Source organism: Streptomyces sp. NPDC096193 (assembly GCF_040302905.1).
In the GTDB taxonomy this organism is placed as follows: domain Bacteria; phylum Actinomycetota; class Actinomycetes; order Streptomycetales; family Streptomycetaceae; genus Streptomyces.
The window spans coordinates 115,585-129,539 of sequence record NZ_JBEOSJ010000005.1; the positions used below are offsets into that span (position 1 = coordinate 115,585).

At 72.0% G+C, this 13,955-nt stretch carries 9 protein-coding genes and 2 pseudogenes; 5 read left to right on the top strand and 6 right to left on the bottom strand.

Annotation, left to right across the window (positions count from 1 at the left end; all coding sequences use genetic code 11):
- The first annotated feature begins 63 nt into the window (after nt 1–63).
- A complete protein-coding gene (locus tag ABTX78_RS10525; RefSeq protein WP_352206410.1) occupies nt 64–2,007 on the top strand; it encodes an FUSC family protein in 1,944 nt (647 codons plus the stop codon).
- A gap of 92 nt (nt 2,008–2,099) precedes the next feature.
- On the opposite strand, the gene ABTX78_RS10530 is transcribed toward ABTX78_RS10525, so the two are convergent.
- The gene (locus tag ABTX78_RS10530; RefSeq protein WP_352206411.1) at nt 2,100–2,483 is read right to left on the bottom strand and encodes an RNA-binding S4 domain-containing protein; all 384 of its coding nucleotides are present in this window, start codon (nt 2,481–2,483) and stop codon (nt 2,100–2,102) included.
- Between the two features lie 364 nt (nt 2,484–2,847).
- Here ABTX78_RS10530 and ABTX78_RS10535 point away from each other — a divergent pair, with 364 nt between their 5' ends.
- Both ABTX78_RS10535 and ABTX78_RS10540 read left to right on the top strand, forming a co-directional pair.
- Entirely contained in the window at nt 2,848–4,323 is a 1,476-nt protein-coding gene (locus tag ABTX78_RS10535) for an APC family permease (protein ID WP_352206412.1), read from the top strand.
- Nucleotides 4,324–4,328: 5 nt separating this feature from the next.
- The gene (locus ABTX78_RS10540) at nt 4,329–5,297 is read left to right on the top strand and encodes a hypothetical protein (RefSeq protein ID WP_352206413.1); all 969 of its coding nucleotides are present in this window, start codon (nt 4,329–4,331) and stop codon (nt 5,295–5,297) included.
- 21 nt (nt 5,298–5,318) lie between these two features.
- On the opposite strand, the gene ABTX78_RS10545 is transcribed toward ABTX78_RS10540, so the two are convergent.
- Nucleotides 5,319–7,370 (bottom strand): PhoX family protein, encoded by a 2,052-nt coding sequence (locus ABTX78_RS10545; RefSeq protein WP_352206414.1) that lies wholly within the window; start codon nt 7,368–7,370, stop codon nt 5,319–5,321.
- 298 nt (nt 7,371–7,668) lie between these two features.
- Between ABTX78_RS10545 and ABTX78_RS10550 the strand changes: the two genes are divergently transcribed.
- Nucleotides 7,669–9,543: a VWA domain-containing protein gene (locus ABTX78_RS10550; protein ID WP_352206415.1), complete on the top strand. Its 1,875-nt coding sequence runs from the start codon at nt 7,669–7,671 to the stop codon at nt 9,541–9,543.
- Here the strand turns inward: ABTX78_RS10550 and ABTX78_RS10555 are convergent.
- Nucleotides 9,429–9,762 (bottom strand): annotated as a pseudogene (locus ABTX78_RS10555) (ATP-binding protein); the annotation flags it as partial. The gene ABTX78_RS10550 and the pseudogene ABTX78_RS10555 overlap by 115 nt on opposite strands.
- A 305-nt stretch (nt 9,763–10,067) precedes the next feature.
- On the opposite strand from ABTX78_RS10555, the gene metG reads away from it, so the two are divergent.
- A complete protein-coding gene (metG, locus tag ABTX78_RS10560) occupies nt 10,068–11,681 on the top strand; it encodes a methionine--tRNA ligase (protein WP_352206416.1) in 1,614 nt (537 codons plus the stop codon).
- A gap of 74 nt (nt 11,682–11,755) precedes the next feature.
- Here metG and ABTX78_RS10565 read toward each other — a convergent pair whose 3' ends face one another.
- The 3 genes and pseudogenes from ABTX78_RS10565 to ABTX78_RS10575 form a co-directional block, all read right to left on the bottom strand.
- Nucleotides 11,756–12,532, bottom strand: coding sequence for a L,D-transpeptidase family protein (locus ABTX78_RS10565; protein ID WP_352206417.1), 777 nt, complete (start codon nt 12,530–12,532; stop codon nt 11,756–11,758).
- The gene (locus tag ABTX78_RS10570) at nt 12,529–13,356 is read right to left on the bottom strand and encodes a hypothetical protein (protein WP_352206418.1); all 828 of its coding nucleotides are present in this window, start codon (nt 13,354–13,356) and stop codon (nt 12,529–12,531) included. Before ABTX78_RS10570 ends, ABTX78_RS10565 begins: the two co-directional genes overlap by 4 nt.
- Nucleotides 13,334–13,854 (bottom strand): annotated as a pseudogene (locus ABTX78_RS10575) (SigE family RNA polymerase sigma factor). Before ABTX78_RS10575 ends, ABTX78_RS10570 begins: the two are co-directional and overlap by 23 nt.
- Nucleotides 13,855–13,955: the final 101 nt, after the last annotated feature.

A 13,955-nucleotide genomic window follows, 5' to 3' on the forward strand; every position in this document is an offset into this window, starting at 1 on the left:
GCACGTGCCCCTCCGCAGCGGAGGGACTTGCTCCCGTAGGCCCTCATGAGGCATGTCTTGACCATGAAGACCCGAGCGGGACGGCTGTCCCCACCCGAGTGGCTGCTCAACGCGCTGCGGCCGCAGTCCGCGCCCGTGCCGTGGGCGGCCGTGGCGCGGGCGGGGGTGGCACTCGCCACGCCCCTCGCCGTCGGACTCGCCGTGGGCAGGCCGACCTACGGCGCGCTGGCGTCGATGGGCGCGCTGGCCGGGGTCATCGGTGACACCGCGTCCGCGTACCGCATGCGGATCTTCAACATCGCCGTCCCGCAGCTGTTCGGCGCGGTCGGGGTCACGCTCGGCACCCTGGTGTACGGGCAGAGCTGGCTTTCGGTGGCCGTGCTGACCCTCGTCGCGCTGATCTCCGGAATGATCTCGTCGATCGGCGCGGTCGCCTCCGTCTCCGGGCTGCTGCTCCTGCTCAACGCGGTGGTCGGAGCGGGTCTGCCGATGCCCCGGCCCTGGTGGGTGGCACCGCTGCTGCTGACGGTCGGCGGGCTGTTCGTCCTCCTCCTGACACTCCTGGGCTGGCCGTTTCGCCGACGGCTGCCGGAACGGGCCGCGGTCGCGGACACCTATCGCAGCGTGGCCGATCTGCTGGCCGCGGCGGGCACGGCGGAGTACGCGGACCGGCGCCAGGACGTGACCCACTCTCTGAACACCTCCTACGACCTGATCCTCGCCCGCCGGGCCCGTGACCACGGGCGGAGTGGTGGGATGGTGCGGCTGCTGGCCCAGCTCAACGTGCTCGTCCCGCTGGTGGAGGCGGCGGCCGCGGCCCATCTGCACGGCCGGGCCTCACGGCGGCCGGAGATCTCGGAAGCGGTGCGGGACCTGGGTGAGGCGGTCGCCGAGAGACGCAACGACCCGCCCGAGCTGGTCCTGCCCGAGCCGCAGGGTCCGGCGGACCGGGCCGTCGAGGCGGCTCTGCGGCATGCGGTGGCAGTGGTGCACGAGTCCGACCCCGACCCGTACAACGTCGACGACCGGCTCGGGCGGCCCGCGGCGCTGCGCATCCGTTTCCGGCGCGCGGCCCGCAGTGTGCTGCTGTCCGCATCGTCCTGGCGCTACGGGCTGCGGCTCGCCCTGTGCATCGGTCTCGCGCAGTCGCTGGTGGCGCTGGTGCCCGTGACGCGTTCGTACTGGGTCGCGGTCACCGTCACCTTCGTGATGAAGCCGGACTTCGGGTCGGTCTTCTCGCGTGCGGTGCTGCGGGCGCTCGGCACGGCGGCAGGGCTGGTGGTCGCCGCGGCCGTGCTCTCCGAGGTGCCGCGCGGATGGTGGGACGTACCGGTGATCGTGGTGCTCGCCGCGCTGATCCCGGTGTTCTCGGCGAAGGGGTACGCCTTCCAGACCGCGGCCATCACCCCCGTCATCCTGCTGTTCTCGGACATCCTCAACCACCAGGGTTTCGGCCTGGTGCTGCCCCGGCTCGTGGACAGCCTCATCGGCTGCGCCATCGCGCTGGTGGCCGGCTATCTGCTGTGGCCGGAGAGCTGGCACACCCGCGTCGGCGACCGGCTCGCGGAGGCGGTGGACGAGACGGCGCGGTATGTGGCGGGGGCGTTCGACGCGGCCGGTGACCGGGCGGAGCGGCTGCGGCAGCGCCGGCGGATCTACCGCGACCTGTCGGCCGTGCGGTCGGAGTTCCAGCGTGCGCTGACCGAACCGCCGCCGACGGGGACGCGGGCTGCCGCGTGGTGGCCGCTGGTGGTGGCCGTGGAACGCATCGTGGACGCGACGACGGCCGCCCGGGTCCGCGTCGACCACGGCGCGAGCCCGCCGCCGCCCGACGAGCTGGCGGACGTGGAGCGGGAGCTGCGGGGCCTGGCGGAGGGCATCCGCAGCAGCGAGGTGCTGGTGGAGGTACGGACGGAGCTGAACGGCGGCGAGGACGGTGTGCTGGCGCCACTGCGCCAGGAGGTGATGGCGGCGAGGGCGATCGCGTCCCCGGCACGCGGGACGTAGCGTCCTTGCGGGACGGCGTCCCGGAGCACCGTCCGCGCCCGGACCCCGCCGGCGCGTGTCCCCGTACGCCGGACCGGCCCGACGCCGCAGCGCTACGGCTTCGGCAGACCGCCCTGAAGCCGTTCCAGTTCCCGGCGGTCCCGCTTCGTCGGGCGGCCGGTCCCGCGGTCGCGGATGGCCACCGGCGCCGTGAACTCCCGCGGCGGGGGCGGCGGGCTGTTGTCCACGTACGCCTGGACCGCCACCGGTGCGCCGACGCGCTTGCGCAGGATCGTGGAGACGACGACCAGCCGCTCCCGGCCCGCGTGGAACAGCCGCAGCTGGTCGCCCACGCGCAGGCCGTGCGCGGGCTTGACCCGCTCGCCGTTGACGCGGACGTGGCCCGCCTTGCAGGCCGCGGCCGCCTGGGAGCGGGTCTTCGTCAGCCGTACGGACCAGATCCAGACGTCGACCCGCACGGTCCCCTCAGCATCCATGCCCTCGACTCTACGACTCCCGCGCCGCCCGCACCGGCAGGATTTCCAGTGCCCCGTTCACCTTCAGCCCCTCGGGCGGACGAGGACAGGCCCGCGGGGCGTGCGGGTCGGTCCCGGGCAGGGTCACTCCGAGGCGCGGACCCGTCGCCGGCTCCGCCCCGGACAGGCCCGCAGGGCATGCGGGACACGCCCATGGCGTCACCACACCCCCTTCGGGGTGAGGGGAGGCCCCACCCCGTCACCGCAGCGCGTCCGTCCGACTACGATGCGCTCGTCCTTCTTTCGCGGAGGTCTTCACTCCGGGCGGGAACGTTTCTGACCTGTCGACATATGTCGTACGGCACAAGGGCCTTCGGTGAATCGCATGCGCAACCATTCCGGCAGAGGGCTTCGGTCCAACGCCCTCGGGACTCTCGACACCGTCGTGATGGCCGTGGCCGGCAGCGCACCGGCGTACTCGATCGCCGCCACCACCTCCGTCCTCGTCGCGACCGTCGGTCTCGCCGGCCCCGCGGCCCTGCTGTACTGCGCGATCCCGATGCTCGGCATCGTGCTCGCGTTCGGCAGGCTCGGCCGGATCGACGTCAACGCGGGCGCCAGCTACTCCTGGGTGGGCCGCACGCTCCACCCGTTCCTGGGCTTTCTGTCCGGCTGGGCGCTGGTGGTCTCCACGACGATCTTCATGGTCGCGGGCTCCCTGCCGGCCGGCGCGATGACGCTCTCGCTCGTCGACCCCGCGCTCGCGGAGAACAGGGTCCTCGCCACGGCCGTCGGCGCGGCCTGGTTCCTGGCGATGCTGCTGGTCGTCCTCGGCGGGGCCCGGCTCACCGTGCGGACACAACTGCTGCTGTCCGGTGTGGAGCTGGCGATCCTGGTGTTCTTCATCGTCGCCGCGGTGCTGCACAGCGGCGCCGCGGCCGCGTTCGACTGGTCGTGGCTGGGCTTCTCGCACTTCGACGGTCCGGCCGGCTTCGCGTCCGGGGCGCTGATCGCCGCGTTCTACTACTGGGGCTGGGACGTCACCAGCAATCTCAGCGAGGAAACGCGCGACAGCCGCCGCACCGCCGGGCTCGCCGCGCTCATCGGCGTGGGCGTGGTCTTCCTCCTCTTCGAGGCGTTCACCATCGCGGTGAACGTCATCCTCACCGCCGAGGACATCCGGGCCGGCGGAGCGGGCGTACTGGCGGTGCTCGGTGACGCGATCTGGCCCGGCGTCGGCGGCGAACTGCTCGTCGTGGCCGTGCTGTTGTCGACCGTCGCCACCCTGGAGACCACGCTGATCCAGGTGACCCGATCGCTGTTCGCGATGGGCCGCGACCGCACCATGCCCGCCGTGCTCGGCACGGTCCACCGGAAGTGGAACACCCCGTGGGTCGCGGTCGCCGTCGTCGGGACGGTGGCGCTCGTGATGTTCGCCGCGTCGACAGCGCTCGGCTCGGTCGGCGACGTCCTCCAGGCGGCCGTCGCCGCGATCGGTGTGCAGATCGCCTTCTACTACGGACTCGCCGGGATCGCCGCGGTCGTCGCCTATCGGCGCACCCTGCTCACTTCCGTACGGGACTTCGTGCTCGGCGGCGTCTGGCCGCTGCTCGGGGCGCTGTTCATGCTGTGGGTGCTCGTCGAGGCGCTGGGCGAGCTGAGCGCGGCGTCGGTCGCGATCGGCGTCGGCGGCCTCGCGGCCGGGCTGGTGCCGATGGTCCACTACTGGCGCCGGGGGAGTTCGTACTACCGCCCCGCCCGCCTCGACGCGAAGCTGGCCCTGGCGGCGGACCACGGCCGCACGGACACCTCCTCCCACGACACCGACTACGCCAACAGGTCACTGGCCACGGAGTTCTGAGGGACGTGCCGCAGCCTCCCCGCCGTCGTTTCGTGCCGGACTTCGACCCCGCCTTCGGAGACCGGCCGCTGGCCGATGCCCTGCACGACATCGTGATCGGACGCTGGCAGGGGGTACGGGACCTGCTGCGGGACACGGGTGACAACTGGGCCCTGCGGACGCACCGGCTGCGGCTGCTGTCGCACGCGGCGGCCGGCCGGGCCGCCGTCGAGGCCTGGAGTGCCGCCGAGCCGCACAGCGCGGACGCGGCGGTGCTGCGGGCGGCGACCGAGGTCGTCCGTGTCTTCCACCGCGCGATCGAGGCGGGCCGGCGCACCGGGCTCGACCGGGCACGGCTCGACGCGGCGGTGCTGGCCTGTCTGGCCGCGGCCGACGCGCATCCCGCCGACCCCATGCCGTGGGTGTCGCTGCTGACGACCGCGCGGTTGTACGGCACCGGGGTCTCGCGGCGTGAACTGCGGCGCTGGTTCGACGAGTTGCGCCGCCGCGACCCGGACAACATCGAGGGGCACACCCAGTTGCTGCGCTACTGGTCGGCGCGCTGGCACGGGACGCACGGCGCCATGTACGACTTCGCCAGGGACGTGGCGGGTGCGGCGCCGCCCGGATCACCGCTGCCCGTCCTGGTGCAGATCGCCCGGGTCGAGGAGTACCGCCATCTCACCGAGGAGGCCACGGGACGCGTGCCCGTGAAGGACTTCGGCCGTCACTGGCACCACGAGCTCGCGGTGGCTGAGGTACGGCGCACCTGGGAGCGCTGGATACTCGCCCGGCCACCGGGGCCCGCCGCCCCCGAGGAGGTCGGCGCACTCAACCAGCTGGCCCACGCGGCCTGCTACGCCGGGACGGCAGAGGAGGCACGGCAGCTGTTCGCGCTGCTGGAGGGGCGGGCTGCGCGGGTGCCGTGGCAGTACACCGGTGACGCGGCCGAGGAGTACACGAGGTGGCACGCACAGGTGCGTGCCACCTCGTGATCACACTGCCGGAGTCCCGGATCAGACGCCGATGTCGCCGCCGTCCTTGCGCCACACGGCCACGACCGACGGGCGGACGATCTTGCCCGGTCCGTCCGGCCACGCGCTCGCCGGCTTCTCGACCGACGCGCCGTCGACCTCGCCCGGGTGCTGCACCGCCACGAGCACCCGGCGGTCCTGGATGATCGGACCGCAGGTTTCCGCGCCGATCGGCACGGTCAGGAACTGCTTGAGCTCACCACGGCGCTCGCCCTGGGTCGCGACGCCGAACAGGCCGTCGTGGGAGCCGAGCTGGTTGCCGTCCGTGGAGATCCACAGGTTGCCGTGCGGGTCGAACGCCACGTTGTCCGGGCAGGAGATCGGGCTGACCTTGTCCTTCGGGAAGCCCGCGAAGTACGTGGCCGGGTCCTCCGGGTCGCCCGCGACCAGGAACAGCCGCCAGGCGAACCCGTCGCCCGCCGGGTCGTCCCAGTTCTCGGCGAGCTCCAGGATCTGGCCGTGCTTGTTGGCGTTGCGCGGGTTGGCCTCGTCGGCGCCCGCCTTGCCGGCCTTGCCGCGGTCGGTGTTGTTCGTCAGGGCTACGTAGACACGGCCGGTGCGCGGGGACGGCTCGACGTCCTCGGGGCGGTCCATCTTGGTGGCGCCGACCTTGTCGCCCGCGAGGCGGGTGAAGATGTAGACCTCGTCGGCGGTCATGCCCTCGACGTGCGAGGTGTTGCCGGTGGCGAGCGGGATCCACTGGCCGCTGCCGTCGAACTCACCGTCGTTCGGGAGCTTGCCGGTGCCGTCGATCTGCGACGCGGGGGAGTCCCCGGTCAGCTTGGCGACGTAGAGGGTTCCCTCGTCCAGCAGCGTGCGGTTGTGCTCACGCGCGGCGCGGGAGTTGCCCTTCTTCATCTGCTTCGACGAGACGAACTTGTAGAAGTAGTCGAAGCGCTCGTCGTCGCCCATGTAGACCACCGGACGGCCGTCGGCGGTCAGCCGCGGCTGGGCGGCCTCGTGCTTGAAGCGGCCGAGCGCGGTGCGCTTGCGGGGCGTGAAGTCGGGGTCGTACGGGTCGAGCTCGACGACCCAGCCGAAGCGGTGGACCTCGTTCGGCTCCTGCTTGAGGTCGAAGCGCTTGTCGAACCGCTCCCACTTGCGCTCGGTGGCGGCGGTGCCGACGCCGTAGCGCTTGTCGGTGTCGCTGGAGCCGTTGGCGAAGTACTGGTTGAAGTTCTCCTCGCCGTGCAGCGTGGTGCCCCACGGGGTGGTGCCACCGGCGCAGTTGTTGAGGGTGCCCAGCACCTTGGTGCCCGAGGGGTCCACCGACGTCTTCAGCAGCGCGCTGCCCGCCGCCGGTCCGGTGACCTTGAACTCGCTGGTGGTGTGCAGACGGCGGTTGAGGTGGTGGCGGGTGACGGGGGTGAGCCGGCCCGACTTCCGCTCGCCCTCGACGACGACGACCGACAGACCGTGCGCGGCCCAGGCGATCTCGACCTGCTCACGGGTCGGGTTGGCCGGGTCGTAGCCGCGGAACATCAGGATCTCGTCGGTGTACTCGTGGTTCGCGACGAGGATCTGACGGTTGCGCTCGTCCAGCGGCAGCAGGCTCAGGAAGTCGTTGTTGTAACCGAACTGGCCGGCCTGCGCCTTGGCGGTCTGCTTGTCCGGGTTGAAGGAAGGGGCCCCGCGGAGGATCGGCTCTCCCCACCGGATGACGACGTTCTGGGAGTGGCCGGCCGGGACGGTGACCTTGTCGTCCTTGTTGGGAGCGACGGGGGCGAAGCGCAGACCGCGCGCACCATCGGGCCTGCCACCGGAGCCCGGGGTGCCGGCGGGCGCCGCGGTGGCCTGCTCGTCCAGCCCGATGACGGCACCGGTACCGGCGGCAGCGGCGACCGTCACCACGGCGGCGGCCCGCATCATCGATCGTCTCGAAAGGGCGCTCGCTATGACGTCGCCGACGTACTCGTTGTCGCTGGTGTTCGGCACTTCGTGGAAACAGGCGTCACCGCAGCGGTAACGGCAGGTGAGGGCGGAACGTCCGCCGGCGTGCGGCTTGGTGTTCAACAACGGCAGCAGTTTGCGCACTTCGTCCTCCTACGGCGCACCCCGCGCCGACAGTGTGTCGGATAAAGATCCGACTGCGACATTAGGGGCGGTCATGTGCAAGGCGGCAGCTACGAGGTGAACAGCGGATGAATCCGGAGCCGCTTGTGCGATCGGACGGGCGTGCGCGAACGGCCCGGCACCGGGTCCCCCGCCCCTGCCGGGCTCCCGGCGGGACGGCGGCTAACCTTACGTGTCCGCCCTGGCCAGGACACACCTTGGACACCCCGGCCCATGTGCGGACATTCATCGCACTCAACTCATGCGAAAGGCCTCGCACATGGGCATTCGGAGCTTGCTGCGCAAGGTATTCGGTCGCGACCGGTCGGAGCCCACCGAGTCGGCGGCAGCATCCGTCCCGCCCCAGTCGGAACGCACGGAGACCGCCACGACGACCGCGCCGTCCTCGGCGACGGTGCCGGCGCCGACTCCGGCGGACAGAGCGGCGGACCTGGTTTCGGCGGCGTTCGACGACCCGGCCCCCAAGGGCCGGAAGAAGTCGGTCCCGCACCAGGCGAGGACGGAACCGGAACCGGAGCCGTCCCCGGCGAAGCCGGAGTCCGCGGCGCCCGCGGCCGCGTCCGCGGCTGTGTCCGAGGAGGCACCGGCGCCTGCGGAGGCGGCCGGGACCGAGGAGCCCGCGCCGTCGGCGGCCGTGCCCGTTGACGCCCCGGCGCCCGCGGAGTCGGCCACCGCGAAGGGTGAGGCGAAGCCGGAGGCCGACAGCCCCGCGAAGCCGGAGGCAGCCGAAGAGGCCGCGGCCGTCGCCGAGTCGGAGGCCCTCGTGGCCGAGCCGGCCGTCGAGACGAAGGCCGGGGAAACCCCGGCGCCCGTCACGCCGGAGACCTCCGAAGCGAAGCCGGAAGCTGCCGAAGAGGCCGCCGCCGGCGCCAAGTCAAAGGCCCCCACGGCGAAGCCCAAGGCGGAGAGCCCGGCGAAGACGGCAACCCCCGCTGCCAAACCCACCGCCGCTTCGAAGACCGAGAAGACCCCGGCGCCCGCCAAGCCGGCCGCCACCAAGGCCCCCGCGAAGCAGGAAGCCCTCGTGGCCGAGCCGGCCATCGAGACGAAGGCCGGGGAAACCCCGGCGCCCACCACGCCGGAGACCTCCGAAGCGAAGCCGGAAGCTGCCGAAGAGGCCGCCGCCGGCGCCAAGTCAAAGGCCCCCACGGCGAAGCCCAAGGTCGAGGAGGCACCGGCCACAGCAGACTCGGCCACCCCGGAGCCCCCGGTCGCCGCGGACACGGCCGAGCAGCTCGCCGCCGAGGCGAAGGCAGAGACCCCCGCGGCCAAGCCCCGGAAGGTCGCCGCCAAGAAGGCTCCGGCGAAGAAGGCCCCGGCCAAGGCCGCTGCCGCTCCCGCCACGGCGGACGCCGACGCCGACGCCGCCGACAAGCCCGCCGCCACGGCGGCCAAGGCAGCCACGGCCAAGAAGTCCGCACCCGCCAAGCGCGCCACCACCAAGGCCGCCCCGGCGCCCGAGCCCGAAGCCGCCCCCGCGCCTGCCAAGGCGGCAGCCGGGGCCACCGAGGCCACCGCCTCCCTCGTCGCCCATCGCGAGGCCGCCCGCGCCGCCCTCGCCGACGCCGGGCTCTCCTCCGCCCGCGCCCGCGTCTATCTCGTCCTCGACCGGTCCGGTTCCATGCGGCCGTACTTCAAGGACGGCAGCGCCCAGCACCTCGGTGAGCAGGCTCTCGCTCTCGCCGCCGAGCTGGACGCGGACGCCGGTGTCGGGGTCGTCTTCTTCTCGACCGAGATCGACGGGACCGGGGAACTGACCCTCGACTCGTACGAGGGCCGCATCGACGAACTGCACAACTCCCTCGGGCGCATGGGGCGGACCAACTACCACCTCGCCGTCGAGGAGGTGCTCGCCCTGCACGCCAAGGCCGGCACCGACACCCCCGCGTTCGTGATCTTCCAGACGGACGGCGCTCCCGAGTCCAAGACCGCCGCCACCGACGCGCTGGCCGCGGCGGCCGACAAGAAGGTGTTCTGGCAGTTCGTCGCCTTCGGCGAGCACGACGCGAAGGCGTTCGACTACCTCCGCAAGCTCTCCGTCGACAACGCCGGGTTCTTCCACGCGGGCCCGGCCCCGCGCGACCTTCCGGACGCCGAGGTGTTCGCCGGTCTGCTGAAGACCTGGAAGCCCTGACCGACGGGCAGCATCACGGTGACGGCCGACCCGCCCTCGGGCCCGGGCTCGGCCGTCACCGTGCCGCCGTGCCGCCGTGCGCCCGCGCGACCGTGCGGACGATCGAGAGCCCGGGCCCGCCCGCCCCGGAACCCGTCCGGTCCCGCCCCGCCCCCGCCGGAACGGCTCGAACAGCGCCGCGATCTCATCCGCGGGGACGACCGGACCGGTGTTGACGACGGTGAACACACGAACGGACACCGTCGTAGTCGTGCAGTCCGCGACAGGCGAGGGCCACGTCCCCGGTGTTATGGGTGTCGACGGCGAATCCGGTCGCCGCGGCCCTGTGGCGACCGGTTCTGCCAGAACCTGTTCGTCCTCGGCCACCAGTACACGCATGTTGTCTTCCCCCTGCACAGTCCGTGCCGCCTCCCCTCCCGGGCCGAGCCTTTTTACGGCACAGGATGTTTCGCGGACGTCTCCGTGCCGGTGGCCGGGGATTATCCCGGTGAAGTGACCTTCCGGGGGCCGTTAGGATTTCGACCATGGCGGCCACTGGATCCGAGAAGCAGGGGGCGAAGGCGTACTACGTCACGACCCCCATCTACTACGTCAACGACGCTCCTCACCTGGGCCACGCCTATACGACCGTCGCAGGCGACGTGCTCACCCGCTGGCACCGCCAGCGCGGTGAGAAGGTGTGGTACCTCACCGGCACGGACGAGCACGGTCAGAAGATCATGCGCACTGCCGAGGCGAACGGCGTCACGCCCCAGGAGTGGTGCGACAAGCTCGTGGAAGAGGCCTGGAAGCCTCTCTGGGAGCACCTGAACATCGCGAACGACGACTTCATCCGGACGACGGAGAGGCGGCACACGGACCGTGTGCAGGAGTTCGTGCAGGACCTGTACGACAAGGGCGAGATCTACAAGGGCGGCTACGAGGGCCCGTACTGCGTGGGTTGCGAGGAGTACAAGCTCCCCGGCGACCTGATCGACGGCGAGGGCGAGTACGCCGGGCAGAAGCTCTGCTCGATCCACAAGACGCCGGTGGAGCTCCTCAAGGAGGAGAACTACTTCTTCAAGCTCAGCGAGTACGGTCCGAAGCTGCTGGAGCTCTACGAGGCCGACCCCGGCTTCATCCAGCCCGAGTCGGCCCGCAACGAAGTCATGAACTTCGTCAAGCAGGGCCTCCAGGACCTGTCGATCTCCCGGTCGACGTTCGACTGGGGCGTGAAGGTGCCGTGGGACGACAAGCACGTGATCTACGTGTGGATCGACGCGCTCCTCAACTACGCGACCGCGGTCGGCTACAACGAGAACCCGGCGAAGTTCGAGGACACCTTCCCGGCCGACGTGCACTTGGTCGGCAAGGACATCCTGCGGTTCCACGCGATCATCTGGCCCGCGATGCTGATGGCGAACGGCCTGCCGGTGCCCGGCAGGGTCGCGGCCAACGGCTGGCTGATGGTCGGCGGCGAGAAGATGTCGAAGTCGAACCTGACCGGCATCAAGCCGCAGGACCTGACCTCGCACTTCGGCGTGGACGCGTACCGCTGGTACTTCCTGCGCGCGATCGCGTTCGGCCAGGACGGCTCGTTCTCCTGGGAGGACTTCACCGCCCGGTACACCAGTGAGCTCGCCAACGACTACGGCAACCTCGCGTCCCGTGTCGCGGCGATGGTCGGCAAGTACTTCGGCGGGGCGCTGCCGGAGGCCACGGCGTCCGGCGAGGCGGAGAAGGCGGTCCAGGAGGGTCTGGCCCGGGCGGTCGCCGAAGCCGATCGGAAGATCGGTGACGAGCTGGACTTCCAGGGCGGCATCCTGTCGGTCTTCGAGTTCGTCAAGCAGGTCAACGGCTACATCACCGAGCAGGAGCCCTGGAAGGTCGCCAAGGACACCTCGCCCGAGGGCCAGGCACGTCTCGCGACGATCCTCTACACGGCGGCGGAGTCGCTGCGGGCGGTCGCCGTCCTGCTGAACCCGGTGATGCCGGAGACGTCGCAGGCGCTGTGGGACTCGCTGGGCGCGCAGCCCGGTCTCGGCGCTCTCGCGGACCAGCGTGTCCAGCACGCGGGCGAGTGGGGCAGGCTGCCGGTCGGCGCGACGGTCACAAAGGGCGCGGTGCTGTTCCCGCGCCTGGAGGAGAAGCCGGCGTAACGCCGTTCCACCGCATCGACACCGCCGAGCCCCGGCACCGCCGGGGCTCGGCGCGTTCCGTCCTTCCCGCGTCTTCAGCGGGCCAGGGACTCGGCGGGTCCCATCACCACGACCGGACGCCGGGCGGGGTCGAGCTGTTTGAGGAGCTCCTTCATCCGTCCGCGCGGAAGCGACACGCACCCCTGCGTCGCTCCCCCGTGATCCACATGGATCCAGATCCCGCCGCCCTTGGACGAGCCGAGCGGGCGGGTCCAGTCCAGCGGGGTCGTGCCGGGCCTGCGGTTGTAGTTGATCGCCACCACGTAGTCGAACGCCCCGGTCAGCGGCTCACCGTCGACATTCGTGCCGTGCGCGGTGAACGCCGGCCCCCGGTCGTAGGGCAGCGCCGTGCCCGGGTCCGGCAGCCGGCCACCCGCGTCCGTGAGACCGAAGACGCCGATCGGCGACCGCAGATCGTTCTGGCGGTGGTCGTCGGTCCAGCCGCGCAGCGCGTTGTGGGCCGGCCAGGGGCCGGCGACGGTCTCCCAGCCACGGTCACCGTCGCGCTCGTAGAGGGTGGCGACGGCGCGGTTGGCGTCGCGGGTGCCGCCGGTGACCACGAGTGCCTGACGGGACGCCGTGCCGATCCGGGCGCGGGTGTCCGGCCCGATCCCGGGTATCTCCTCGGGCCGCGCGTTCAGCGGCTCGGCCGCCCTCGCCCCGCCGCCCTTGGTGCCGGCGACCTCGGAGGTGTCCGCGGAGGGTTGTGCCCCCGTGGTGACGCCCGCACCACAGCCGGTGAGCACCAGAGAGGCCGCCAGCGCCACTGCCGGGATCACTCCGGTCCGCAGGGGCATGCACGGGCCTTTCATTCCGGCTCCTTCGGCTGCTGTGTCGCGGGCGGGGCGCCGAAGGGCGTCGGTGTCGGTGCGGGGGAGGCCGTCACACCGCCGAACCGCATGCCGGCCACGATCCGCCGGGCTTCGTCCACCGTTCCTCGGGGTGTGCCGGTGGCGACGCAGAGGGTGACCAGCACGCCTGCGTCGGGGTCCGGTACGCCGCCGACCAGTGTGCTGTACGACGTCCGACCGCCGATCTTCCGGCAGGCGGGCATCACGGTGACCGTGTCGTACAGCTCCGCCGGCTGTCCGGCCTTGGTCCCGAGGCCGGGGCTGCGCTGCATCGTCAGGGTGAGCAACACGCCACCGGGCCGCAGAACCTCCAGCGGCAGGCAGCCCCGGACGACCTTGTCCGGGCAGGCACGGTCGGCCGCGCCGGGCAGCAACTGGTTGCCGGCGAAGCCGTGCGCCGCCACCTTGGACTCGCGCGCCTCGGGAACCGCCAGCGCCCGCCACCGCTCGGGGAGCCGCAGGGTCAGCGCGGAGAGCTCGGGAAAGGTCACAGCGGTCTCCGTCGCCCGCCCCGAGGGCATCGGTGCGGCGGGTGTCGCCTGCCGGGCGCCCTCGTCGCGCAGGAGGTTGGGCGCCAGTGTCCCGGCGAGTACGACGGCGGTCACCGCGACCGCGGTGGCGCCCCCGGTCCGCCGCACGCGCCGGCGGCGGGCCATGCGTTCGCGTACCTGCTGGAGCCGTCCTTCGGGCGCGGGCAGCTTGGGTGTCACCCGCTCCAGCAGGACACGAAGTTCCTGCTCGGCGTACTCGGCCTGGTCGCCCTCACGGTCGGGCACGACGCTCACCGCCTTTCACGACAGCGGCGGGCAGCAGCACCCGCAGGGTGCGCAGCGCCTTCGCGGACTGGCTCTTGACGGTGCCGGGGGCGCAGCCGAGCGTGGCCGCGGTGTCCTCGACGCTCAGATCCTCGAAGTAGCGCAGGACCACCACCGCCCGCTGGCGCACCGGCAGCAGGCGGCCGCGGCGAGCGACTGCTCCAGGTCGACCCCCGCGTACGCGTCCCACTGCGCCGCCGTGTCGGGCATCACCCCGTGCGGCACCTCGCCCCGCCGGCGCCGGCGCCACCAGGAGGCATGGGTGTGCACCAGTGCCTTGCGTATGTACGCCTCCGGATGGTCCGCCGCGATTCGGTGCCAGCGCGGCCACACCTTGGCGAGCACGGTCTGCAGCAGGTCCTCGGCGAGATGGGCGTCGCCGGTCAGCAGCCAGGCCATACGCAGCAGCCGCGGGCCGCGGGCGGCGACGAATTCCTCGAAGTCGCCGTCGTCGCTCTCGGAGCCCATCGCACCGCCACCGTCCTTGCATTCGGTCGTCCACGTCAGAGGAACGCGCCGGGGTGCCGATCGGGTTGCCCGGGAGTGCCGCTCGTCGAAACGTCCTGCGA